The sequence below is a fragment of the Arthrobacter hankyongi genome, from assembly GCF_022012395.1.
Taxonomy (GTDB): Bacteria; Actinomycetota; Actinomycetes; order Actinomycetales; family Micrococcaceae; genus Crystallibacter; species Crystallibacter hankyongi.
Genome location: NZ_JAKLTQ010000026.1, coordinates 18738 through 43196, shown reverse-complemented (window position 1 = coordinate 43196; position 24459 = coordinate 18738). Strand labels below are relative to the sequence as shown.

Annotated in this window: 17 protein-coding genes and 1 tRNA gene; 14 read left to right on the top strand and 4 right to left on the bottom strand. The window is 67.7% G+C overall.

All coding sequences use genetic code 11. The features are described 5' to 3' along the window. Positions 1-66 precede the first annotated feature (66 nt). The 4 genes from LVY72_RS21775 (at position 67) to nrfD (ending at position 6135) form a co-directional block, all read left to right on the top strand. The gene (locus tag LVY72_RS21775; protein ID WP_237826530.1) at positions 67-630 is read left to right on the top strand and encodes a dihydrofolate reductase family protein; all 564 of its coding nucleotides are present in this window, start codon (positions 67-69) and stop codon (positions 628-630) included. Between the two features lie 130 nt (positions 631-760). After that, on the top strand, positions 761-4060 hold the full coding sequence (gene fdh / locus LVY72_RS21770) for a formate dehydrogenase (protein WP_237826527.1): 3300 nt from the start codon (positions 761-763) through the stop codon (positions 4058-4060). Continuing rightward, positions 4061-5056 (top strand): 4Fe-4S dicluster domain-containing protein, encoded by a 996-nt coding sequence (locus tag LVY72_RS21765; protein ID WP_237826523.1) that lies wholly within the window; start codon positions 4061-4063, stop codon positions 5054-5056. It abuts the gene before it with no gap. After that, positions 5053-6135, top strand: a complete 1083-nt coding sequence (gene nrfD / locus LVY72_RS21760; RefSeq protein WP_237826521.1) for an NrfD/PsrC family molybdoenzyme membrane anchor subunit — start codon at positions 5053-5055, stop codon at positions 6133-6135. The genes LVY72_RS21765 and nrfD overlap by 4 nt, the downstream gene beginning before the upstream one ends. Before the next feature lie 43 nt (positions 6136-6178). Here nrfD and selD read toward each other — a convergent pair whose 3' ends face one another. Then, a complete protein-coding gene (gene selD, locus LVY72_RS21755) occupies positions 6179-7192 on the bottom strand; it encodes a selenide, water dikinase SelD (protein WP_237826519.1) in 1014 nt (337 codons plus the stop codon). Between the two features lie 99 nt (positions 7193-7291). Between selD and LVY72_RS21750 the strand changes: the two genes are divergently transcribed. From LVY72_RS21750 to selB, 3 genes are all read left to right on the top strand, one after another. After that, positions 7292-7386: transfer RNA gene (locus tag LVY72_RS21750), tRNA-Sec, on the top strand. Positions 7387-7409: 23 nt separating this feature from the next. Continuing rightward, positions 7410-8741, top strand: a complete 1332-nt coding sequence (selA, locus tag LVY72_RS21745) for an L-seryl-tRNA(Sec) selenium transferase (protein ID WP_237826518.1) — start codon at positions 7410-7412, stop codon at positions 8739-8741. A gap of 2 nt (positions 8742-8743) precedes the next feature. Further along, complete coding sequence (selB, locus tag LVY72_RS21740; RefSeq protein ID WP_237826517.1) at positions 8744-10531, top strand: selenocysteine-specific translation elongation factor; 1788 nt, start codon at positions 8744-8746, stop codon at positions 10529-10531. Positions 10532-10692: 161 nt separating this feature from the next. Here the strand turns inward: selB and LVY72_RS21735 are convergent, their stop codons facing one another. Further along, positions 10693-13026: a coiled-coil domain-containing protein gene (locus tag LVY72_RS21735; RefSeq protein ID WP_237826515.1), complete on the bottom strand. Its 2334-nt coding sequence runs from the start codon at positions 13024-13026 to the stop codon at positions 10693-10695. 444 nt (positions 13027-13470) lie between these two features. On the opposite strand from LVY72_RS21735, the gene LVY72_RS21730 reads away from it, so the two are divergent. The 3 genes from LVY72_RS21730 (at position 13471) to LVY72_RS21720 (ending at position 18075) form a co-directional block, all read left to right on the top strand. After that, complete coding sequence (locus LVY72_RS21730; RefSeq protein WP_237826513.1) at positions 13471-15273, top strand: ABC transporter family substrate-binding protein; 1803 nt, start codon at positions 13471-13473, stop codon at positions 15271-15273. A gap of 184 nt (positions 15274-15457) precedes the next feature. Next, entirely contained in the window at positions 15458-16993 is a 1536-nt protein-coding gene (locus tag LVY72_RS21725) for an ABC transporter permease (protein ID WP_237826511.1), read from the top strand. Next, positions 16990-18075: an ABC transporter permease gene (locus tag LVY72_RS21720; protein ID WP_237826510.1), complete on the top strand. Its 1086-nt coding sequence runs from the start codon at positions 16990-16992 to the stop codon at positions 18073-18075. Before LVY72_RS21725 ends, LVY72_RS21720 begins: the two co-directional genes overlap by 4 nt. Positions 18076-18157: 82 nt before the next feature. Here LVY72_RS21720 and LVY72_RS21715 read toward each other — a convergent pair whose 3' ends face one another. Continuing rightward, a complete protein-coding gene (locus tag LVY72_RS21715) occupies positions 18158-18778 on the bottom strand; it encodes a PH domain-containing protein (RefSeq protein WP_237826508.1) in 621 nt (206 codons plus the stop codon). A gap of 65 nt (positions 18779-18843) precedes the next feature. Here LVY72_RS21715 and LVY72_RS21710 point away from each other — a divergent pair, with 65 nt between their 5' ends. The 3 genes from LVY72_RS21710 (at position 18844) to LVY72_RS21700 (ending at position 23394) form a co-directional block, all read left to right on the top strand. Next, positions 18844-20682: an ABC transporter ATP-binding protein gene (locus tag LVY72_RS21710; protein WP_237826506.1), complete on the top strand. Its 1839-nt coding sequence runs from the start codon at positions 18844-18846 to the stop codon at positions 20680-20682. 147 nt (positions 20683-20829) lie between these two features. Further along, positions 20830-22752: a translational GTPase TypA gene (gene typA, locus LVY72_RS21705; protein WP_237826504.1), complete on the top strand. Its 1923-nt coding sequence runs from the start codon at positions 20830-20832 to the stop codon at positions 22750-22752. Between the two features lie 111 nt (positions 22753-22863). Beyond that, positions 22864-23394, top strand: coding sequence for a hypothetical protein (locus LVY72_RS21700; protein ID WP_237826494.1), 531 nt, complete (start codon positions 22864-22866; stop codon positions 23392-23394). Positions 23395-23815: 421 nt separating this feature from the next. Here the strand turns inward: LVY72_RS21700 and LVY72_RS21695 are convergent, their stop codons facing one another. After that, complete coding sequence (locus tag LVY72_RS21695) at positions 23816-24046, bottom strand: putative acetyltransferase (RefSeq protein WP_237826492.1); 231 nt, start codon at positions 24044-24046, stop codon at positions 23816-23818. An 89-nt stretch (positions 24047-24135) separates the two neighbouring features. Here LVY72_RS21695 and fdxA point away from each other — a divergent pair, with 89 nt between their 5' ends. After that, positions 24136-24459 carry a ferredoxin gene (gene fdxA, locus LVY72_RS21690; protein WP_237826490.1) on the top strand — a complete coding sequence of 108 codons (324 nt, stop codon included), beginning with the start codon at positions 24136-24138 and terminating at the stop codon, positions 24457-24459.

Sequence of the window (24459 nt, the reverse complement as noted above, 5' to 3'; positions counted from 1 at the left end):
TCGTCACGGGTGCTAATCTCGCTGCCGACACCGGTAACCACCCAGCTTGAGGAGGTCTGAACGGTCGTGGGAACCCTCGCCTATGTCGCTACCGTGTCCATCGACGGCTACGCCGCCGATGCCGACGGCGACTTCCAGTGGACGGCCCCGACCGATGCGGTGTTTGCTGTCCACCTCGATCGCATGGCCGAGGTGTCGACCGAGGTGCTCGGGCGAAAGACCTATAAGTTGATGGGGTACTGGGACACCTATCCGGACGCCGAGGGCCGTCCTGCGGCTGAGCGGGAGTTCGCCCGGCGCTGGCGGGGCATAGACAAGATCGTGGTGTCGTCGACCATGACGGGCGACGAGCTCACTTCGGACCGGGCCCGCATCGTGCCGGACCTGAGCCTGGTCGAGCTGCAGCGAGTCGTGGAGCGTGCCCAGGGTCTGGTCGAGATCTTCGGGCCCACGGTTGCGGCAGACGCGATCCGTGCGGGCCTGGTCGAGGACTTCCGGTTCTTCGTGGTTCCCAAGATGGTGGGCGGAGGTTTGCGCGCCCTGCCTGACGACGTGCACCTCGACCTGAGCCTGGCCGAACACAGAATCTTCGACAACGGCATTACCTATCTGCGATACCTGCCTCGATAAGGCTCGCCGATCGTGTGCGGGCCGGGCATCCCGCTATTGAATTAGGCTAACGTCCAGCGTTACTGACGCTCCGGCTGCAGTTGCCGTGCACCCCTGTTGCCGGGGAGGCGCGGTGGGCTATGGTGGGCGCATGTCGCGGTTCAGCTTCTTAGGATGGCCGGTGGTACGGCAATTCCGGTCGGGCGATCCACTTGGCCGCGGCGAAGCTGTGACATCGCCGAAGACCCGCGGGATTACGCCGCGTACGTCAACTGCGGACCGGGTGGTTCAGAGCGTGTGCCCCTACTGCGCCGTCGGATGCGGCCAGCGTGTCTTCGTCAAGGATGAAAAAGTCGTCCAAATCGAAGGGGATCCGGATTCACCGATTTCCCGGGGGAGACTCTGTCCCAAAGGAGCGGCCAGCGAGCAACTGGTCAACGCGCCCGGCAGGCAGACTAAGGTGCTCTATCGGGCACCCCACTCCAAGGACTGGCAGCAGCTGGACCTGAACACCGCCATCGAGATGGTTGCCGACAGATTCCTCGAGGCACGTCGGAACAACTGGCAGCAGAACGATGGGCAAGGCCGGCCGCTGCGCCGCACCATGGGCATTGCCGGCCTGGGCGGGGCAACGCTGGACAATGAAGAGAACTACCTGATCAAGAAGCTCTTCACTGCTGCAGGAGCCATCCAGCTGGAGAACCAGGCTCGCATTTGACACTCCGCCACGGTTCCCAGTTTGGGAACCTCGTTTGGGCGGGGCGGCGCCACACAATCGCTCCAGGACATGGCCAATGCCGACTGCATTGTCATCCAGGGCTCGAACATGGCCGAATGCCATCCCGTGGGCTACCAGTGGGTGGCGGAGGCCAAGGCGCGGGGTGCGAAGGTCATCCATGTGGACCCGCGGTTCACCCGCACCAGCGCGGTGGCCGACAAGCATGTGCCCATCCGCGCCGGATCGGACGTTGTGCTGCTTGGCGCCCTGATCAACTATGTGATCAGCAACGACCTGTGGTTCAAGGAGTATGTGCTCGCCTACACCAACGCGGCGACGTTGGTCGGCGAAGACTTCCGTGACACCGAGGACCTGGACGGACTGTTTTCCGGATTCGACCCCGAGACCGGGCACTACGACCTGTCTTCCTGGGCCTATGAGCGGAAGGACGGGGCGGCAGAACCTGTCGGGCACGAGCACGGCGCCGATTCCGCGGCGCGGGCGGCCGGCGACCAATACGGCAGTGGCGGCCCGCCGCTGGGAAGCCCTCGATTCGAACAGGACCACACGCTGGAGCACCCGCGGACCGTGTTCCAGATCCTCAAGCGGCACTTTTCGCGCTACACCCCCGAGATGGTCCGCGAGGCCTGCGGCATTTCCCTCGAGGATTTCGACTATCTGGCCCGGGCCGTCACGGAGAACTCCGGGAGGGACCGGACCACGTGCTTCGCGTACGCCGTCGGGTGGACGCAGCACACCCTGGGCGCCCAATTCATTCGGACCTCGGCGATCCTGCAATTGCTGCTGGGCAATGTGGGACGGCCCGGCGGGGGGATCATGGCGCTGCGCGGTCATGCCAGCATCCAAGGTTCCACCGACATCCCGACCCTGTTCAACTTGCTGCCGGGCTACCTCCCAATGCCCAAGGCCGAGATGGAGACCCTGCAGCAATACCTGGCGGGCATCGCCTCGCCGCAGCAGAAGGGATACTGGGCGGCCGCCGACGCCTACACCATCAGTCTGCTCAAGGCCTGGTGGGGCGACGCGGCCAACGAGGACTCGGAATGGGCCTACCAGTACCTGCCCCGGATCAACGGCCCTCACGGCACGTACGAGACGGTCATGAGCATGCTCGATGACGACGTCGAGGGCTACTTCCTTTTCGGCCAGAACCCTGCCGTCGGATCGGCCCATGGGCGCATGCAGCGGCTGGGCATGTCCCACTTGAAATGGCTGGTCGTGCGGGACTTGAGCCTGATCGAATCGGCAACGTGGTGGAAGGACGGTCCGGAGATCGCCTCGGGCGAACTCAAGACCGAAGACATAGCCACAGAAGTCTTCTTCATGCCGGCAGCCACCCATGTGGAGAAAGCCGGTTCCTTCACGCAGACGCAGCGCATGCTCCAATGGCGCCACCAGGCTGTCCGGCCGCCGGGCGATTGTCAGAGCGAACTGCAATTCTTCTATGAACTGGGCAAGCGCATCCGGGCGAAGCTGACGGATTCGACCGATGAGCGGGACCGGCCGCTGCTGGACCTGACGTGGGACTATCCCATCGATGAACACGGCGAGCCCGACGCCGAGGCGGTGCTTGCGGAAATCAACGGCATGCATCTGACCGGGCCGCAGGCCGGCAGGCCCCTCTCGTCCTACACCCAGATGCGCGCCGACGGGTCGACGTCGGGCGGATGCTGGATCTACACCGGAGTCTACGCGGACGGTGTCAACCATGCCGCCGATCGGAAACCGGGGCAGGAGCAAGGCCCGGTCGCCCCCGAATGGGGCTGGGCGTGGCCCGCGAACCGGAGGATTCTCTACAACCGGGCATCGGCGGACCCCGACGGCAAACCGTGGAGCGAACGCAAGAAATACATTTGGTGGGACCCTGAGCAGAACCGGTGGACCGGAGAGGACGTGCCGGACTTCCCCGTGGACCGCGCACCGGGAACTCCTCCGGATCTCGACGCCGGCGGGGCCGCGGCGCTCGCCGGCGACGATCCGTTCATCATGCAATCGGACGGCAAGGGATGGCTGTTCGCGCCCAAGGGCATGGTGGACGGACCCCTGCCCACGCACTACGAGCCCCAGGAGTCCCCGATCGCGAACCCGCTCTACCGGCAGCAGCAGAACCCTGCCCGGCTGACCTATCCGCGCCCGGACAACCTCAGCGCCCCCAGCGCAGGCGAGCGCGGTGCCGAGGTCTACCCGTACGTATTCACCACGTACCGCCTGACCGAGCATCACACGGCCGGAGGGATGAGCCGATGGCTGCCCTACCTCTCCGAACTCCAACCGGAAATGTTCTGTGAAGTGTCCCCGGAACTGGCAGCCGAACGAGGACTGGAACCCTACGGCTGGGCCACCATCATCTCGCCCCGTTCGGCGATCGAGGCCAGAGTGTTGGTGACCGAACGGGTGAAGCCCCTGGTCGTGAGCGGGCGGACCTTCCACCAGATCGGGTTGCCCTACCACTGGGGCGTCGGACAGGACGCCGTGGTTTCCGGCGACGCGGCCAACGACCTGCTGGGCGTGACACTCGATCCGAACGTGCAGATCCAGGAGTCCAAGGCCGGATCGTGCGACATCGTCCCCGGGCGGCGGCCGCGTGGCGCCGCGCTCCTCGCGCTGGTCGCTGAATACCAGACCCGCGCAGGGGTGACACCGGAGACCGGAAACCAGAAGCTCACCGGCCCCGGCCGAGCATCGGGCCACGAGTCGAAGGAGGAGAACTGAATGAACCAGCTGACCGAATCTCCGGACCATGTCAGGCACACCGGGCATCCTCGCAAGGGCTTCTTCACCGACACCTCGATTTGTATCGGGTGCAAGGCCTGCGAGGTCGCTTGCAAGGAATGGAACCGCAATCCCCACGACTCGGAATACGAACTGCTCAAGTCGTCCTATGACAACACCGGGTCTCTCGGAGCGGACACCTGGCGCCACGTCGCGTTCATTGAGCAAGACCGGGAGCAGATCGGCCGGGCCCGCGAATCCGGTCGGGCTCTTGTCAGCCTTGGCATGCCCAGCTTCGGTCCACCGGGGCAGGATCAGGCGTCGAACCTGGCCGGCGCGGACACAACGCCGCCGGACACTTCCGACTTCCGGTGGCTGATGTCCTCCGATGTGTGCAAGCACTGCACCAACGCCGGGTGCCTCGACGTCTGTCCCACCGGTGCCTTGTTCCGCACGGAGCACGGCACCGTGGTCGTGCAGGACGATGTGTGCAACGGCTGTGGAACCTGCGTGGCAGGGTGCCCATTCGGGGTGATCGAGCGGCGCAGCGACGGCACGGCAGGGCCGAAGGCCAAGCGTGACTTCACGCCGGGGGAACAGGCCCCGACCCGCAACGTCGGCGTCGCCCAGAAGTGCACCTTGTGCCACGACCGGATCGTGGACGGTCAGACGCCCGCGTGCGCCCAGGCCTGCCCCACGACGTCGATCAAGTACGGCGAGCGCGAGGACATGGTGGCCGCCGCGAAGGAACGGGTGGCCCAACTGCATGCGCAGGGTCTGACGGAGGCGCGGCTCTACGGGGCCAATGATTCCGACGGCGTCGGCGGCACCGGGTCCGTCTTCCTGCTGCTGGACGAACCGGAGGTGTACGGGCTTCCGCCGGATCCCAGGGTGCCCACGGCGGACCTGCCGCGCATGTTCAAGCGGGCGGGCATCGCAGCTGCCGGTATGCTGGCCGCCGCCACCGCGGCCTTTCTGGTGGGAGGCCGGGCTTGACCGTCTCCGGCTTCGACGACTACCGCCCGCCCGAACCGCCGCGCCGGCGCAAGCTCGGCGGCAAACTCCGTCGCGCTGGGACGGGTGAGGGCCGTGGCGAAGTGCCGGTGGTTCCCGAGGCCGAGTTTACTTCCTATTACGGCCGGCCAGTCGTCAAGCCGCCGCCGTGGGGAGACCCGATTGCCGTCTATCTCTTTCTGGGGGGAGTGGCCGGCGGCTCGGCGCTGCTCGGAGTCGGCGGACAGCTGACCGGCAGGCCGATACTGTGCCGCAACAGCCGGCTGGCCGCGCTCGCCGCCGTCGGGGTGGGAGCCGTGGCGCTGGTGGCGGACCTGGGCCGCCCCGAGCGGTTCCTCAATATGCTCCGCACGATCAAGCCCACATCGCCGATGAGCCTGGGCTCGTGGATCCTGACGGCGTTCAGCGCCGGTGCCGGAGTCTCAGCCGTTTCCGAGATCGACCGGATGACCGGCTCGCGACTGCCGCTTGGGCCGCTGCGCCGGCTGCTGCGGGTGCTTGAGGGGCCGGCGGGGGTGGAAGCCGCCGTGTTCGCAGCCCCGTTGTCCGTCTACACCGCGGTCCTGCTGTCGGATACCGCGAATCCGACCTGGAACGCCGCGCGGGAGGATTTACCCTTCGTCTTTGTCAGTTCTGCCAGCCTCGCCGCGGCGGGCCTGGCCATGATCACCACCCCGGCCGAGGAGGCCGGGCCGGCCCGGGCACTCGCGGTGCTCGGAGTCGCCGGCGAGTTGACCGCCATCCGGTTCATGGAGAAGAACATGGATCCGGTCGCGGCGGAGCCCCTGCACTTGGACGGGCCGGGGCGGATGCTCGCCTGGAGTGAGCGGCTGGCCGTCGCCGGCGGCGCCGGCGCGCTCATCGGCGGCCGGCACAGGCTCACCGCGGCAATATCGGGGGTGGTGCTGCTCGGCGCCTCGGCCCTCACCCGGTTCGGGATCCTGCGTGCCGGCATTCGCTCCACTGAAAATCCCCGGTACACGATCGAACCGCAGAAGAGCCGGCTCGCTGCACGCCGCCGTGCAGGCGTCATCCACGATTCGATCACGACCAGCGAATGAGCCGCCGCGAGCGAAGCGGGCGGTAGGAAGGCACGGCGCGCAGCTAGCGCACCTCGATTCCCGGGCCCTCGGTCGTGTGTCCCACGACGGGGTGCCCGGGCAGTTCGCCCACCACAAGCAGGCCGCCGGAGGTCTGGGCGTCGGCGAGCATCAGCAGGTCATCCTCGGAGATCCCCGGCCCCGGCCGCAGATGGGGACGGACCCACTCCAGATTGCGCCGCGTTCCGCCGGAGATGAAGCCGTCGCGCAGCGCTTCCCGGGCGCCGGAGACCAGCGGCACCGCGTTTCGGTCGATGACCGCACCCACGCCGGAGGCCCGGCACATCTTGTAGAGATGGCCCAGCAGGCCGAAACCGGTGACATCCGTCGCGGCTCGGAGACCGCGCTGCACGGCTGCCTCGGCGGCCTCTCGGTTCAACTGCACCATCGTCGCGATGGCCTCGGCAAATACCTCGCCGGTTTGCTTGTGCCGATTGTTCAACAGACCCAGGCCGAGCGGCTTGGTCAGCGTGAGCGGCAGCCCGGACCGGGCGGCATCGTTGCGAAGCAGCTTACCGGGGTCGGCGACACCGGTCACCGCCATTCCGTATTTGGGTTCCGGGTCATCGACTGAGTGCCCTCCCGTCACCGGACAGCCAGCTTCGGAGGCGACCGCCAGCCCGCCGCGCAGAACCTCGGCCAGCAACTCCATCGGCAGCACGTCCCGCGGCCAACCGACAAGATTGATGGCGCTGATAGGACGCCCGCCCATGGCATAGATGTCGGAAATAGCGTTCGCTGCCGCGATCCGGCCCCAGTCGTAGGCGTCATCGACCACTGGAGTGAAGAAATCCGCGGTCGAGAGCACCGCGAGGTCGTCGCCGACGAGCACGGCGGAGGCATCATCGCCGCCGTCGAGCCCCACCAGAACGTCGGGGTGGGTCTGGCCGACCAGGCCACGGACGACATTCTCGAGTTCCCCGGGGGGAATCTTGCAGGCGCATCCTCCGCCATGCGCATAGCCGGTGAGCCGGACCGCTCCGGACTGTTCCTGATCGAGGGCCATGATCCCGTCCATGGCCCTCAGTCTAGGAGCCGAGGGCCCCGCTGCGAAGCGAAGCGAGCAGCGGGAGGCGACGACGACGCTAGGAGCGCCGGGCAGTGTTAGCATCCTTTTGGAGGCGTCTGGGTCCTGGTGGGTTCCCCGGTCTTCAAAACCGGTGAGACCGAGTAGCTCGGTCTGGCGGGTTCGATTCCCGTCCGCCTCCGCCAACTGCCGCAGCTGAAGGAGGGCCGTGGGCAAAGACGACCCGCGCAGGTTTATTCCGCGCACCGATCGGCTGCTCGCGCACCCGGACCTTCGACGCGCCCGGGGACGCCTCGGCGATGATGTGATCCGGTCCATCGTCCAGGAGATCCAAGACCAGGCGCGCTCCGGCGAGCTTGCGCCCGGGGACGTCGAACCGGAGATCCTGGCCGCAGTATCATCCCGCGCGGCCACCTCATTGCACCCGGTGCTCAACGCCACCGGCGTCATCGTGCACACGAACCTGGGACGCGCCCCGCTGTCGGAGTCCGCCCGGGGGGCTTTGCTCACGGCGGCCGGTTATGTCGACGTCGAAATGGACCTGCCGTCCGGGACGCGCTCCCGGCGCGGGGCCGGAGCGCGTCAGGCACTGATGCGAGCCTGCCCCGTAGCCGAGGACGCGCTGGTAGTGAACAACGGGGCGGCCGCCCTGCTGCTGGCCACCACCGTCCTGGCCGGCACCGGCGAGGTGGTCGTCAGCCGTGGGGAGCTCATCGAAATCGGCGCGGGCTTCAGGCTTCCCGAACTGATCGAATCGGCCGGTGCCCGATTGCGGGAAGTGGGCACCACCAACCGGACGCACCTGCGCGACTACGAGTCCGCCATGGGGGAGCAGACCGGCTGCCTGCTCAAGGTCCACCCGAGCAATTTCCGGATCAGCGGCTTCACCTCCGGCGTCGGCGTCAGCCAACTCCGGTCTCTGGCCGATGAACACCATATCCCCTTGGTGGTGGATCTCGGCAGTGGCCTGCTCGCCCCGGACCCCGTGCTGCCTGAGGAGCCCGATGTCGCAAGTGCGCTGGTATCCGGTGCCGACGTCGTCATCGCCAGCGGCGACAAACTTCTGGGCGGCCCGCAGGCGGGACTCCTGCTGGGCCGCGCCGAAGTCATTGCCAGGCTGGCGCGCCATCCGCTGGCTCGGGCACTGCGGGCGGACAAACTGGCGCTGGCCGCGCTGGAAGCGACCATCTCGGGGGAGGCGCCGCCGGTGACCACCGCCCTGCACGCCGACCCGGTGCGGCTCCGCAAGCGCACCGAGGCGCTCGCGGAAGCTGTGGGCTGCGCCGTCGTCGAGCACGACGGCAGGGTTGGCGGCGGGGGAGCGCCGGGCGTGCCGCTGCCCGGCTGGGCCGTCCGGCTCCCCGAGAGCGTGGCCCGGTTGCTGCGCACGGGCAGCCCGGCGGTGCTGCCCCGGGTCCACGGCGGCGCCTGCCTGGTGGATCTTCGGTGCATCCCGGAGGATGACGATGAACGGCTGGTCGGTGCGGTGCGGGCAGCCCTGGCGCACGCCGGCGAACCGCTCGGAACCGAAGGCAGCTGACGATGTTCGTGGTGGCCACCGCCGGGCATGTCGATCACGGCAAGAGCACCCTGGTGCGCGCGCTGACCGGGATGGAGCCCGACCGGTGGGCCGAGGAGCGCCGCCGCGGACTGACCATTGACCTGGGGTTCGCGTGGACCAGGCTGGCATCGGGCAGGGATGTGGCGTTCGTGGACGTCCCCGGGCACGAGCGATTCCTCGGCAACATGCTGGCCGGGCTGGGGCCGGCGCCCGCCGTGTGTTTCGTCGTCGCCGCCGATGAGGGCTGGCAGGCCCAGTCCAGCGACCATCGCGACGCCATCGCAGCGCTGGGGATCAGCCACGGGATCGTGGTGCTGACCCGCAGCGACCGCGCACCCGGCAGTGCGGACGAGGTGCTCGCGCGGGTGCGGGCCGAACTCGAGGGCACCGGGCTGCGCGACGCGCCGGCCGTCACCGTGTCCGCGGTCGACGGGTCCGGACTCGACGAGCTGCGCAGCGCACTGGATGACATGCTGGCGTCCCTGCCCGAACCAAAGCCGGACGCCCGCGTCCGGTTGTGGATTGATCGGTCGTTCACCATCAGCGGCGCCGGAACGGTCGTGACCGGAACCTTGACGGCTGGCACGCTCACCCAGGGCGACCATTTGCTGCTCGTCGGCCACGACGGCGCCAGACCAGTGTCGGTGCGGGCCCTGCACAGCTGTAACCTGGGCGCCGGCTCCATCGGCCCCACCAGCCGCGTCGCGGTCAATCTCCGGTCCGGACTGTCCGCTGACACCATCCATCGCGGCGACGTTCTCCTCGCCGAGGACAGCTGGCCGCTGGTGGACACCGTCGACGTCCGGCGCACGATGGGGGCCTCGTTCGCCGACGCGCCAGGGCAACTGCTCGTGCACGTCGGCACCGCCACGGTGCCGGGCCGGATGCGCCCGTTCGGTGCGGACCACGCCCGCCTGACCCTCGACCGTCGGATTCCCCTCGAACTGGGCGACCGTCTGGTGCTGCGGGCGACCGGTAACCGATCGGTCTTGGCCGGGGCGCAGATTCTCGACGTCGACCCGCCCGCGCTCGACCGCCGCGGCGACAGCCGCCGGCGGGCCGCGGCCCTCGCAGCGATGTCACCCGGCGGGGATGCGCTGACGGAAGTGGCCCGCCGGGGCGCGGTCCGTGTCGAACAATTGCGCCGAATGGGGGTTTCCGATCTGGGCCAGGTACCCGACGGGGTGAGGGCCTTCGGCGAGTGGTGGGTGCACGAACCGGTCTTCGACGCGTGGCGGCGGCGGCTGCGCAGCGCCGTGGAGCAACTCGGCGAGCAGGACCCATTGGCGGCCGGGCTCTCCCGCGGAGCCGCCCGGGACCTGATCGGACCGGCCGGCGGCGCGCTGCTGGAAGCGGTGGTCCGGGAAGCGGGACTGGAGCACCGGGCGGGCTTCATCAATCTCCCGGGACAGCGCCAGGATCTCGGCGCTGCCGAGGCCGGCATCGGCGTGCTGGAGCACCGGCTGAAGAGTGCGCCGTTCGCGGCCCCCGAAGCCCACGACCTGACTGCCCTCGGCCTGGGCTCCCGCGAACTGGCGGCAGCTGAGCGCAGCGGCCGCCTGCTGAGGCTCGGCGACGGCGTCGTGCTGCTGCCGCGGGCACCTGCCTTGGCCATGCGCGAGCTCGCCGCTTTGCCACAGCCCTTCACGACCAGTGAGGCGCGCCAGGCGTTGGGCACCACCCGGCGGGTCGCGATCCCGCTGCTGGAGTACCTCGACAGCCGCGGCTGGACCCGGCGGCTCGACGCGACCCGGCGCACCATCGCCTGAGCTGGTGGGATCGCCAGGGTGTTTCCGCTACGGAATGTGGTGGAGTTCCGCTTCAACGTCCAGCCTCGCGCTGCCGCACGAAAGTTTCGTTTCACGCCGAACGCGGGCACCGGAGGATTCCGGTACCCGCGTTCGGCATCGATACCCGGGGCTGGCTGCCCTCAGACGGTGCAGCCGCCGAGCGCGGCCTGGCCGGCGACCGTGTTGATCTGCGTCTGGACGGCGGCGAGCTTGGCCTCCAGGTCCTTGACCGTGGCACGCTGCGCCGCCACCGTGTCCTTATTGGCCTTCTTCTGGGCTTCCAGCCCGCGGAGGACCGCCTGAGCATCGGCGAGCTGGGCATCCAGCGCGGTCAACTGCTTCTGCAGGGCCTGCAGCTCGGCCTCCGCGGCGCCGAGCTGCCCATTGACGCCGTTGAGCTGGTCCGCCAGCGGGGCGATCCGCGCCTGCAGCGCCTGGACCTCGCCGTCCTTGGCGTCGCTCTGGGAAGCCAGCTGCACCAGGGCCGCCTGCAGTGCTCCCGCGTCGTTGGTCAGTGCCGAGAGTTCGGCCTGCTTGGTGGACACCGCCCGGTTGGCGTCGTCCACCGTGGTCTGCAGGGCCGGCAGCGCGTCCGTCAGGCGGGTGATCTCCGCTTTCTTGGCGTCGACGGCGTCGTTGGCGGCCTGCAGGGCGTGGACGGACTGGGTGTACTGGTCCGTCCGGTCCGCGAGTACCGACTTCTGCGCGGCGATGGCCGCTTCGGCCTCGGCAACCTGCTGCGTGAGCCCGGGCAATTCCGCTTCTAGTCCCGCGACCACCTTCTCCTGCTCGGTGACGGCGGCGGCGGTGGAGTCGGCCGTGGCCTGCAGGCCCGGAAGCTCAGCCTGCAGTGCGGTGAGCTCGGACTGCTTGGCTCCGGCGGCTTCCAGCGCCGCGTCCAAGGCCGACTGCAGCGACGGCAGCTGGTCCTGCAGCGCCTTGATCTCCGTTTTCTTGGCGGCCGCAGAGGATTCCGCGTCGGTCAGCGACGCCTGCAGCTTCACGCCCTGCTGCTGCAGCTCGGTCCGTTCCTGCTGCTTGGCCGTGAGCTGGGTATTCAGGGATCCGATCTGGCTTTCCAGCGCGGCCAGATCGCCCTGGAGCCCGGAGATCAGCGCGGTCTTGTCGGCGATCTGGGCCTTGACCGTATCCAGCTCGGCCTGCTGCGCCGTCCGCTGGTCGATCAGGTCGCGCTTGGCCTTGGAATTGCCCTTGATGGCATCGATCTGCGCCGTCAGCGAGGCGATCGTGGCCTCGAGTCCGGACCGGCGCGCGGTCAGCGCCGCGAGCTCGTCCTGGGCGGTCTTCAGCACCGCCTGTTTGGCAGTAATGGCCGAATTTGTGGTGGCGAGCTGGTTCTGGAGCGCGGCGATCTGGCGGTCCGCAGCCGCGGCGTCCGCCGCATTGGCGTCCACGGCGTCCGCTGCCTTGCGGGCCGTGTCCTGCAGGCCCGCCAGCTCATCCTGCGCCGCGGCGATCTGTGCGTTCTTCGCCGCGAGGGCGTCCGACGCCGACTGGGCCTTCGCCTGCAGCCCCGCCAGCTCGTCGTGGGCGGCGGCGATCTGCGCGTTCTTCGCGTCGACGGCGTCCGATGCCGCGGCGGCATCGGCCCGCAGCGCTGCCAGTTTCGTCTGGGCCGCGTCCACCGTCTGGCGCTGGGCATCGAGTTCGGCCTGGGCCGCGGCGCCGCTGGCTTCGAGCCGCCCGAGCTCGGCCGCGGCCGCGTCCACCTCGAGGGCGGCAGCGTCGACGGCATTGGCGGCTGCCCTGGCCGCGTCGTTCAGCGCTCCCAGGTCCGTTTCGGCTGCCGCGAGCTCGGACTGCCTGGCCGCGAGGGCGTTGCCGGCGGCCTGCGCGGCGTCCTGGAGGCGGGCCAGCTCGCCTTCGGCCGCGTTGAGCTGCTGCTGCTTGGCCGCGAGCTGGGCCTGGACGTCCCGGGCCTGCGACTGCAGCTGCGCGGCCTCGGCCTCTGCCGCAGCGAGCTGGGCCTGCAGCGGTGCGAGCTGGTCCTCCAGGGCCTGCTTCCGGTCCTTGAGGTCCGCAATCTTCTGCTGCGCCTCGGCTGCGGCCTGGGCAGTGCCTGCCTGCTCGTCCGTGACCCGGGCGAGATCCTTGGCTGCGGCCTCGAGGGCCGTATCGAGCTTCCGGCCTTCCGCGTCGAGAGCGGCAATGTCCTGGCTGGTGGCGGTGATTTGCCGTGCCAACGAATCCGCGGTCTGCTCCAGTCCGGCGCGTTCGGAGGTCAGGCGGGTGATGAGCCCGGCGTTCTTGCGGGCAGCAGCCTTAAGCAGGTTTTCCTGTACACTCCCGCGGTGGGCCAGTTGGTTCACCACGCCATTGCACATGCCGGTGGCCGGACCGGGAGCTGCCTGCGCCTGCGTGGCGAAGACCAGCATGCCGGTGAACATGCCGGGCAGCACCAGGGCACAGGTGACCCGGCGCGTGAAAGCAGATGCCGCAGCGGTGTTGAGCATTAAGACCCCCAGTCAGATGAAATGGATGCGTTCGTCCCTGACCGCATCCGGTTAAACCTTATTTGGACCGGCAGCCAAGCGATTGAGTAGTACTTACGGGTAGGACTACTTGTTTTACTCAGCGGTTTCCCCGCAGGTACTACCTGGCTGGAGCCCGGGGTCCGGCGGACCTGCGGGCGGAGCGGGTGCGTGGGGGACCGAACGGGCTGGGCGGGCCGGGCAGTAGCGGTGCGGGGCCGCCGGTGGTTTTTCGTTGCAGCTCCATAACGATCCAACTTTGAAACGTCTCTTTTATACCGCTCCAGGACGCCGCGGACTACCCTCGTAGACACGTCAGCGCGCCACTGAAAGGAACCGCCTTGCGGCGGCTACTATGAAGGCGCGTGCCAGTCCTTCCGCGTCAGCGCTGAGGGCAATTTCTACACTCATACTCAAGGAGGCGGAATGCGTTTCGGACGTACTTCCAAAGCTATCGGCGTCGCGGCGGTCGCGGCCCTGGCGCTAAGCGCCTGTGCTTCGGCCGGGGGCGGCTCCAGCGCCACGGAAAGCGCCGGTGGTTCCCAGGCCGGTGGGTCGATCAGCGTCGCTGAAACCAACGCGTTCAGTTCGTTTAACTCGGATTCCGCCAAAGGCAATTCCGACATCAACGGCAAGATCGCCTACATGACGCGGGGCGGCTTCTACTACATCGACAACGAGCTCAAAGTCGTGCGGAATGAAGAATTCGGTACCTATGAAAAGGTTTCCGACGACCCGCTCGTGGTGAAGTACACGGTCAAGGACGGCGTCAAGTGGTCCGATGGCAACCCCATTGATGCCGGCGACCTGCTGCTGAACTGGGTCGTCGAATCCGCCTTCGCGAACGATGCCAAGACCAACGCGGACGGCAAGGTCACCAGCGGGACGAACTACTTCGACTTCGCCGGCGATACCAGCGGCCTGAACCTGACCAAGCAGCCCGAAATCGGCGACGGCGGCCGTTCGATCACGCTCACCTACTCCAAGCCGTATGCCGACTGGGAAACTGCGTTCGGCGGCCTCAACGACGGCGGCATCGGCCTGCCCGCCCATGTGGTGGCCAAGAAGGCCGGCCTGGCGGACGAGCAGGCTCTGGTGGACCTGATCCAGGGCCTGAAGAAGGGGGACCCGGAGAAGCCGGCCAAGGAGAACGCCCAGCTGAAGAAGGTGGCGGACGTCTGGAACACGGCGTTCGACACGAAGTCCCTGCCGAGCGACTCCTCGCTCTACCTCTCCAGCGGTCCCTTCATCGTGGACAGCATCACCCCGGACCAGTCCGTCACCCTGGTCCGCAACGACTCCTACACCTGGGGTCCGGAACCGAAGGCCAGCGAAATCACCGTCCGGTTCATCGGGGCCGCCCCGGACCAGGTCCAGGCGCTCAAGAACGGCGAGGTGGACATCATCGCCCCGCAGCCGTCCGCCGATACCGTCGAACTGCTCAAGGCCATCGACGGGGTCACCGTCGACGTCCAGGACCAGCTCGCCTATGACCACATCGACCTGAACTACTCCGGGGTGTTTGCCGACCCGGCTGTCCGCGAGGCCTTCATGAAGGTGGTGCCGCGCCAGGCGATCGTGGACCGCATCGTCAAGCCGCTGAAGCAGGACGCGTCCCCGCTGGATTCGCAGTTCTTCGTCCCCGCCCAGGAGGCCTACAAGCCGTCAGCGGCGGACAACGGCTCCTCCGCCTACGCGGACGTGGACATCGAAGGTGCCAAGAAGCTGCTCGATGGCAAGACTCCCGAAGTGCGCATCATGTACAACAAGGACAACCCGAACCGGGCGGATGCCTACTCGCTGATCCAGGAATCGGCCGCGAAGGCCGGCTTCAAGATCGTCGACGCCGGCCTGGGTGCCTCCGACTGGAGCGCCGCGCTCGGCGGCGGCACCTACGACGCCACGATTTTCGGCTGGACCAACCCCGGGGTCGGTGTCTCGGGTGTGCCGCAGATCTTCAAGACCAATGCCGGCTCCAACTTCAACGGTTTCTCCAACAAGGAAGCCGACAAGCTGATGAACGAGCTGATCGTCACCACGGACAAGGCCAAGCAGGACCAGCTCGTCACCCAGATCGACAAGCTGGTCTGGGCCTCCTACTACGGCGTGCCGCTCTTCCAGTCGGTGGGCCTGGATGCCTACAACAGCGACCGCATCGAGGGCGTGAAGTACCAGCCCAACCAGACGGGTGTCTTCTGGAACTTCTGGGAGTGGGGGGTCAAGGGCTAGGCAGCCTGCAGGCTGAACCGGTAGTTCCGATGTTCCCCTGAACCGGATGCGAGGCGCCGGGACCGAGAGCACCATGGTCCCGGCGCCTTGCGATATTCCGGCCCGAATGCCACGTGCATTAAACTCCCTGTGATAATGCCGGATCCACAGGACCCGCATAGATCCAATCGAGGCAACAGACACCATGGTGACCTATATCGTGCGGCGGCTGTTCACCGCCGTGCTCATCCTCCTCGGAGCGTCGTTCGTCGTTTACCAGCTGACCGCGCTCTCCGGCGACCCCCTGCATGACCTGCGGGAGTCCAATTCCCCGAACAAGGAACAGTTGATCCAGCAGCGCATCGAACTGCTGAACCTGGATGTTCCCGCACCGGTCCGCTACTTCCAGTGGCTTGGCGGCGCGGCCCGCTGCATCATTCCGGCCCAGTGCGACCTCGGCTATGCCATCAATGGCCAGCCCGTCACCGAAGCGCTCGGCCGGGCCATGGGCATGACGATCCTGCTGGTCAGCGCCGCCGCCATCCTCGCCATCGTGATCGGCGTGTCGCTCGGCATTGCCACCGCGCTGCGCCAGTACAGCACGCTGGACTACGGCGTGACGTTCATGGCCTTCCTGTTCTTCTCCCTGCCGGTCTTCTGGGTGGCGGTCCTGCTCAAGGAATTTGCTGCCATCGGATTCAACAACTTCCTGCGCGATCCGGAAATACCACTGCAGGCCGTCCTGCTGATCGCTCTGGTGAGCGCCGTGGTCTGGTTCGTGTGCGCCTCCGGTACGCTGCTGCGCCGGCTGGCGGCCGCCGGCATCGGCTTCGTGCTGGCGGCCGTGGTGCTGTGGGTCCTCTCCGCCACTGATTGGTTCGCCGCCCCGGGGTTGGGCCTGGTCCTGATTGCCCTCACCGGCGTCGCCATTGCCTTCGGCACCACCCTGCTGACCGCCGGGCTGAAGAACCGCAAGGCCCTGTACGCGGCGCTGATCAGCGCCGGCGTCGGCATTGTCCTGTACTTTCCCATCCAGCCACTGCTGGCACAGGCTACCGGCCTGATGATCTTCCTGCTGGCCGTGGCGACCATCCTGGTGGGCCTTGCCGCCGGCTACCTGCTGGGCGGCTACGACCGCCGCCAGAGCATGAACGCCGCGGCACTGACCGCTTTCCTGACCGGCGCGCTGATCCTGCTGGACAGGTTCATGCAGGCTTGGCCCGCCTACGTGGACAATTCTCGGATCAAGGGCCGCCCGATCGCCACCATCGGCTCGGAAACCCCCAATCTCCGGGGCGACTTCTGGATCCAGGGCATCGACACCTTCACCCATCTGCTGCTGCCCACGGTCGCGCTGCTGCTCATCTCGCTGGCCTCGTACAGCCGCTATTCGCGCTCGTCGATGCTGGAGATCATGAACATGGACTACATCCGCACCGCCCGGGCGAAGGGCTTGAGCGAGCGCACGGTGGTGATGCGCCACGCGTTCCGGAACGCGCTGATCCCGATCGCCACCATCGTCGCGTTTGACATTGGCGGCCTGATCGGCGGGGCGGTGATCACCGAAAACGTGTTCGCCTTCGCCGGGATGGGCCAGCTGTTCATTCAATCGCTGCAGCGGGTTGACCCCAACCCGGTCATGGGGGTCTTCCTCGTCACCGGCATCGTAGCGCTGGTATTCAACCTGATCGCGGACCTCGTCTACTCCGCGCTGGATCCGCGAGTGAGGGTAAAGGCATGACAACCGCCGCCAAGACAGACAAGGCTCTGGCCAAGCTCCAGAAAGAGCCCAAGCCGCCTAAGCCCGGCAAGTCCGGGACGGCGGCCGGGGAAAAGGCGGGCCTGAGCCAGGGCCAGATCGTCCGCAAACGGTTCCTGGGCAATACCGGCGCCGTGATCAGCCTGGTGCTGCTCGCACTGATCCTGCTGCTGGCATACAGCGCGGGCGGCTTCTTCGGCATCCCCGGCTGGTGGAAGTACACCCACAACCAGGTCAACGACCTGGTCAACGGCGGCGCCCCCACGCTGCAGCTGTTCCCGTTCAGCCTCGGCGAGCATCCCTTTGGCCAGGACCGGCTGGGCCGCGACACCTTCGCCCAGACCATGCGCGGGGTGCAGATTTCCGTGGCCGTCATGTTCATCATCGGCCTGGTGGGCGGATTCGTCGGCGTGGTCATCGGCGCCGCGGCCGGCTATTTCCGCGGCTTCGTCGAGAGTGTGCTGATGCGCCTGACCGACGTCGTCATCATCATCCCGCTGATCATCCTCGCGGCAGTCCTCGGCCAGCTGGCGGGCAGCAGGGTTCCGGCCGGTGTCCAGCCGTACGTCCTCGGACTGCTGGTCGGCGTGGCGGTCTGGACCGGGCTGGCGCGGCTGGTACGTGCCGAATTCCTGTCCCTGCGCGAGCGCGAATTCGTCGATGCAGCGCGCATCGCCGGCGCCTCCAGCACACGGATCATCTTCAAACACATCCTGCCCAACGCCGTCGGCGTGATCATCGTCAGCGTGACGCTGAGCATGTCCTCGGCCATCCTGCTCGAAACCAGCCTGTCCTACATCGGCATGGGCGTGAAGGCGCCGGATGTGTCGCTGGGCCTGCTGATCAGCCAGAACCAGGAGGCATTCTCCACCCGGCCCTGGCTGTTCTGGTGGCCGGGCATGTTCATCGTGGCCATCTGCCTCTGCGTGAACTTCATCGGCGACGGCCTGCGGGACGCCTTCGATCCGCGGCAGAAGAAGTTCAACTCCAAACGGGCCAAGGACGCACCGGTCCAGTCGCCGGTGCCGACGCCGTCCGGACCCGGACAGCTCACCGATGCCTAGGGACCGTGGCGGGTCCGCTGGGACCCGGGCCGCGGGGAGGTCCGGGCCGGCCGCGGGGAGTGGGGTGCACCCGCTCCTACCTCTAGTTGGCCAGGCTTGCCGCGGCCGCCGCCAGCAGGACCGCGCCCACCGTGATCAAGGTCCAGTTCGGTCGCACCTGGACCGCGGCGGTCCCGGCATCCCCGGCCTCCACCGTGCCGGCAGCGAGCAGTTCGCTCCAGCGCTTGCGTACGTGGTAGGCGGCCGCTCCGGAATCCGAACTGGTCAGGTCGCCGGGCCGGATGGAACCGGCAGGACCGTAGGTAGTGTCCGGCAGCCCGCTGGCGTGCTCGACCCGCGCCCGGTGGACGCCGAAGATGCCGGGGGCCGGTGCCGCCCAGGCCGTGTATTTGCGCCGCGGCGTGACCAGGGTCAGGGCATAGCGGGTATCCACGGTCGCCAGGGCCTGCCACGGAACCTTGATCGTGGACAGCGGATTGCGCAGCGTCACCCCCGTTTCGTCCACGACGACGGCGGGGTACCAGGCCAGCCACCAGGCCAGGTAGGCCAGAGCCGCCAGCGGGACGGCCTGGAGCAGCCCGGCCGCCCCGCCGCCGGCGGACACGGCCAGGCCTGCCGAGGCCACCAGCCACACCCCGCCGGTGATCCAGGGCGCAGAGCGCGGCCGGAAGACCGTGCGGGCATCAGTTTCGGAGGAAGCCATGCCTCCATCGTTTCAGGATTTTGGACCGGGCACATCCGGCGCCCGGTGGAAGGACATTTGCAGCCATGAGCGACGTCTTCGATATCTCCGACGAGGCCCCGGCACCACACGCCGGGCAGGTGCCGGTGCTTCAGGTCCGCGGGCTGTCCGTGGACTTCGGCGTGGACAAGGAATGGGTGCCGGCTGCGGTCGACCTGGACTACGAGGTTGCCGCCGGCGAAGTGCTGGCGATCGTGGGGGAGTCGGGCTCCGGCAAGAGCGCCAGCTCGATGGCCCTGCTCGGCCTGCTGCCCGCCAACAGCAGGGTGCGCGGCAGCGTCAAGCTCAACGGCCGGGAACTCCTGGGCCTGAGCCCGGCCAAGCTGCGCCAGCTGCGCGGCAACGACGTGGCGGTGATCTTCCAGGAACCAATGACGGCGATGAACCCGGTGTACACCATCGGTTTCCAGATAGTGGAGACCATCCGGCTGCACAATGCCGTCTCGCCGGACGAGGCCAAGGTGCGCGCCCTGCGGATGCTCGAACTGGTGGAAATGCCGGATCCCGAGAAGGCCTTCCGGTCCTATCCCCACCAGCTCTCCGGCGGCCAGCGGCAGCGGGCGATGATTGCCCAGTCCCTGTCCTGCGATCCAAAGCTGGTGATCGCGGACGAGCCGACCACCGCCCTGGACGTGACGGTGCAGGCCGAAATCCTGGACCTGCTGCGCAACCTGCGTACCAAGCTGGACAGCGCCATCGTGCTGATCACCCACGACATGGGCGTGGTGGCGGACCTGGCCGACCGGATCGCGGTGATGCGGCGCGGGCATATCGTGGAAACCGGAACGGCGGTGGAAATCTTCAATAATCCGCGGCACGAATACACCCAGGCGCTGCTGGCCGCGGTCCCGCACCTGGGCATGGCCCAGGACAGCACCGGCGCGGCCGCCGAGGACGTGGATATCAACGCGGCACTCGCCGCCGCGACCGGCGCCTCGCTGGAGGACGTGGACGACGCCGAACTGCGCCGCCGCGAGCGCGAGAACGCCGAGGCGCTGGCCCAGGCGGAAGCAGAGGCGGAGAAAGCTGCCGGGACACCCATCCTGCAGCTGTCCGGCGTCGCCATCGACTATCCGAAACAGGGCCGCGTGCCTGCCTTCCGCGCGGTGGAAGGCGCCAGCCTGGCCATCTACCCGGGCCAGGTCCTCGGGTTGGTTGGGGAGTCCGGTTCCGGCAAGACCACCATCGGCCGTGCCGCCGTCGGGCTGCTGCCGGTGGCCGCCGGCTCGCTGAAGGTGGCCGGCCAGGAGATCGCCGGCGCCAAACGCCGGCAGCTGCAGTCGCTGCGCCGCCAGGTGGGCATGGTCTTCCAGGACCCGTCCTCGTCGCTGAACCCGCGGTTGCCTATCGGCGAGAGCATCGGCGAGCCCATGTACCTGGCCGGTACCGCCAAGGGTGCGGCCCTGCAGCATCGGATCGAGACGCTGCTGGACCAGGTGGAGCTGCCGCGTTCCTACCGCAACCGGTATCCGCACGAGCTCTCCGGCGGGCAGAAGCAACGTGTGGGCATTGCCCGCGCCCTGGCCTTGAAGCCCCAGCTGATGGTCGCCGACGAGCCGACGTCGGCGCTGGACGTATCGGTCCAGGCCAAGGTGCTGGAGCTGTTCCGGAACCTGCAGCGGGAACTGGGTTTTGCGTGCCTGTTCGTCACCCACGACCTGGCGGTGATCGATGTGCTGGCGGACCGGATCTGCGTGATGCAGCGCGGCCGGATCGTCGAGCAGGGCACCCGCGACGAGATCCTGCGCAACCCGCAGGAACCGTACACCCAGCGCCTGCTGGCGGCCGTGCCGCTGCCGGACCCGGATAAGCAGCGCGAACGCCGCGAACTGCGCGCCCAGCTGCTTGCCATCGAGTCCTCGTGAACCCCGTTTAGGTCAATGGTGGCACTGGGCCGTAGAATGGAGTGCCCACCCGCATCCGGGGGGCGCTGGCAGGCTGCACGTGATTCGCAGGGCGGATCACTTCCTGCAGGCCCAGAACCCACGCCAACCACGGAAGAGTAATACCGCATGTCTGAAATGACCGCGTCGACGCAGAGCGCCGTTCGCAGCGACCTTCGAAACGTCGCTATCGTTGCCCACGTCGACCACGGTAAGACCACCCTGGTTGACGCCATGCTGCGCCAAACCGGCGCCTTCTCCACCCACGCCGCGGTGGAGGAGCGCGTGATGGACTCAGGTGACCTGGAGCGCGAAAAGGGCATCACTATCCTGGCCAAGAACACCACGGTGTTCTACTCCGGTCCCTCCGCCGAGGGCAATACCATCACCATCAACGTGATCGACACCCCGGGCCATGCCGATTTTGGCGGCGAGGTGGAGCGCGGCCTGTCCATGGTGGACGGCGTTGTGCTGCTTGTTGACGCCTCCGAGGGCCCGCTGCCGCAGACCCGCTTCGTGCTGCGCAAGGCACTGGCGGCCAAGCTGCCGGTGGTCCTGCTCGTGAACAAGACGGACCGCCCTGATGCGCGCATTGACGGCGTCGTCGCTGAATCCATGGACCTGCTGCTGGGCCTGGCCTCGGATCTGGCCGACGAGGTGCCGGATCTGGACCTGGATGCCGTGCTTAACGTTCCGGTGGTCTACGCTTCGGGCAAGCTCGGCCGCGCCTCGCTGGAGCAGCCGGCCGACGGCACCGCCCCGGACAACGAGGACTTGGAGCCGCTCTTCTCCACAATCATGGAGCACATCCCGGCCCCGACTTACAATCCCGACGGGGTCCTGCAGGCGCATGTGACCAACCTGGACGCTTCCCCGTTCCTGGGCCGCCTCGCGCTGCTGCGCATCTACAACGGCACTCTGAAGAAGGGCCAGCAGGTCGCCTGGGCACGGCACGACGGCGAACTGAAGAACGTGCGCATTTCCGAGCTGCTGGCCACCAAGGGTTTGACCCGTGTTGCGGCCGAGTCCGCCGGCCCGGGCGAGATTGTCGCCGTCGCCGGCATCGAAGACATCACCATTGGCGAAACACTGACGGATTCGGAGAATCCGCAGCCGCTGCCGCTGATTACCGTGGATGACCCCGCCATCTCCATGACCATCGGTATCAACACCTCTCCGCTGGCCGGCCGGGTCAAGGGCGCAAAGGTGACTGCCCGCCAGGTCAAGGACCGGCTGGACAAGGAGCTGATCGGCAACGTTTCCCTGAAGGTGCTCCCGACCGAGCGTCCGGACTCCTGGGAAGTCCAGGGCCGCGGCGAGCTTGCGCTGGCCATCCTGGTGGAGCAGATGCGCCGCGAGGGCTTCGAGCTGACTGTCGGCAAGCCGCAGGTGGTCACCAGGACCATAGACGGCAAGATCCACGAGCCGATGGAGCATATGACCATCGACGTGCCCGAAGAGTACCTGGGCAGCGTGACCCAGCTGCTGGCCGCGCGCAAGGGCCGGATGGTCAACATGGCCAACCACGGCACCGGCTGGGTCCGAATGGAATTCATCGTTCCGGCGCGCGGCCTGATTGGTTTCCGCACCAAGTTCATGACCGACACCCGCGGTGCCGGCATCGCTGCGTCCATCTCCGAGGGCTACGAGCCCTGGGCCGGGCCAATCGAGTACCGGACCAACGGCTCGATGGTCGCCGACCGCTCCGGTGTCGTCACCCCGTTTGCGATGATCAACCTGCAGGAACGCGGTTCGTTCTTCGTTGAGCCGACCTCGGAGGTCTACGAAGGCATGATCGTGGGCGAGAACTCCCGCGCCGACGACATGGACGTCAATATCACCAAGGAAAAGAAGCTCACCAACATGCGTGCCGCTTCCTCGGACACGTTCGAAAACCTTACCCCGCCGCGTCTTCTGACCCTGGAAGAGTCCCTCGAGTTCGCCCGCGAGGACGAGTGCGTCGAAGTCACTCCGGAAGCCATCCGGATCCGCAAGGTCATTCTCGACGCCAACGAGCGCCTGAAGGCCAACCGCTCCCGCGCCAAAGCCTAGCCGCCGAGGGCCCCGCCGCGAGCGTGCGAGCGGTGGGAGGCGGGTAGGCGCTGACCGCCGAGGGCCCCTCCGGTTTCGGCACCGGGGTGCCGGGCTACTACTCTTGAAGACATGACCGAACAGAGGCAGCCCGCCGGACACGATACCGGCGGGCTGCCTCCGGCCGTTAATCAGGACCCGCCGGCGAACCAGTACCTGCCGGCCGCCGGTGCCTCCACGGACGGCACGCGGGCCCGCAGGCGCCCGGCCCGTGCGGGGCTGGGCACCGCCGTCGTCTGCGGTGTCCTCGCCGCCCTGCTCGGCACCGGCCTGCATGGGCAGATCCTCTACCTGGCGGACGGGACGGCCCTGCCATGGGGTGCCGCCGCCGCGCTGCTGCTCGCCCTGGCCTTGTTGGTCTGGGCCGGGGTGCGGGCCGGCAGCGTGCTGATGGCGGGAGTGGCCGGGCTGATCGCGTATGTGCTGGTCGGCCTGATGGCCACCGGGATGGGCCAGGAGCCGCTGATCATTACCGCGACGTCGCTGCGGCCGGAGCTGGCGGTGGCCCTGTCCGGGAAGATCTGGGTGGTCGGCCTCGCCGTGGCTACGGTGATCGCCGTCGCTGTCACCGCCTGGGCGCTGAAGCCGCCGCGCAAGGACTGACTCCTCCCTGGAGCCGCCCTGCCGTTGGTTCCTGCCTGGAGCCTCCGTCCCACTCTTGACCCCTGAAGTGGCGGCGCGAAGGACCGGCCGCTCCCGGCAACCATGCCGTTCCGGCCCGGCGTCCGCGCCCGGACGCTCCTGCCCACTGGTGCCACGGTCAAAGTGGGCAGATTCAGGATCTGCCCACCCCGGGCAGGTGAATCTTGGACACGTGTGTACCTGACCCTGTCTCCACAGACCGGAGTCGGCCGCCGCCGGTGCACATTTGCTCCCGTTCCGGAGCGCAGGCGTCCGTTGCTGCGCGTGACCTATGAACTGGCCGTCTATCGGCCCGATAAACTGGTAGCCGTCATCCGCCAGGTCATGCGCCGGCCTGCCCCGAGGCGGCGTTGAACCGAAGGCAGCAGCCCACCTGTTGGACCTAGCCGGTCAGCCGGGAGGGCCTGCGTACCGGGGGCGGGGGAACCTCCTTGGCCGCCACCACCGCATCCAGCGGTATGGACACTTCGCCGCGGCGGGTGCGCACCACGCAGTCGGCCGGACCGGCCCTGACCAGTTCCCCCAGCGCATCGGTCAAGCCGCCCTCGATCCGGTATCGGACCACCACGCGGGTGTCCGGGGCCAAGGTCAGCAACAGCGGGACGGGCTTCACCCCTCCATGGTACGGACGCTGCCGCGCTCTGTTGGATAATGGACGTGGCGCCGCTGCCGGCGCAGCATCTTGAGGAAAGGTACAGGTCCGTGACGTATGTAATCGCGCAGCCATGCGTGGATGTCAAAGACAAGGCTTGCATCGAAGAGTGCCCGGTTGACTGCATCTACGAGGGTGAACGATCCCTCTACATCCATCCGGACGAGTGCGTCGACTGTGGAGCCTGCGAACCCGTCTGTCCGGTGGAAGCCATCTACTACGAGGACGATGTCCCAGACGAATGGGCCGAATACTACAAGGCCAACGTGGAGTTCTTCGAGGATCTGGGGTCTCCCGGCGGTGCTGCCAAGCTCGGCAACACCGGCAAGGACCATCCGATCATCGCCGTCCTACCGCCGCAGAACCAGGGCTGA

Excerpts from the sequence above, each read along its gene's own strand:
- LVY72_RS21765 (WP_237826523.1), top strand. The coding sequence starts at position 4,061 with ATGAACCAGCTGACCGAATCTCCGGACCATGTCAGGCACACCGGGCAT.
- LVY72_RS21710 (WP_237826506.1), top strand. The coding sequence starts at position 18,844 with ATGAGCGACGTCTTCGATATCTCCGACGAGGCCCCGGCACCACACGCC.
- LVY72_RS21715 (WP_237826508.1), bottom strand. The coding sequence starts at position 18,778 with ATGGCTTCCTCCGAAACTGATGCCCGCACGGTCTTCCGGCCGCGCTCT.
- LVY72_RS21730 (WP_237826513.1), top strand. The coding sequence starts at position 13,471 with ATGCGTTTCGGACGTACTTCCAAAGCTATCGGCGTCGCGGCGGTCGCG.
- LVY72_RS21720 (WP_237826510.1), top strand. The coding sequence starts at position 16,990 with ATGACAACCGCCGCCAAGACAGACAAGGCTCTGGCCAAGCTCCAGAAA.
- LVY72_RS21735 (WP_237826515.1), bottom strand. The coding sequence starts at position 13,026 with ATGCTCAACACCGCTGCGGCATCTGCTTTCACGCGCCGGGTCACCTGT.
- LVY72_RS21700 (WP_237826494.1), top strand. The coding sequence starts at position 22,864 with ATGACCGAACAGAGGCAGCCCGCCGGACACGATACCGGCGGGCTGCCT.
- selB (WP_237826517.1), top strand. The coding sequence starts at position 8,744 with ATGTTCGTGGTGGCCACCGCCGGGCATGTCGATCACGGCAAGAGCACC.
- typA (WP_237826504.1), top strand. The coding sequence starts at position 20,830 with ATGTCTGAAATGACCGCGTCGACGCAGAGCGCCGTTCGCAGCGACCTT.
- LVY72_RS21725 (WP_237826511.1), top strand. The coding sequence starts at position 15,458 with ATGGTGACCTATATCGTGCGGCGGCTGTTCACCGCCGTGCTCATCCTC.
- selD (WP_237826519.1), bottom strand. The coding sequence starts at position 7,192 with ATGGACGGGATCATGGCCCTCGATCAGGAACAGTCCGGAGCGGTCCGG.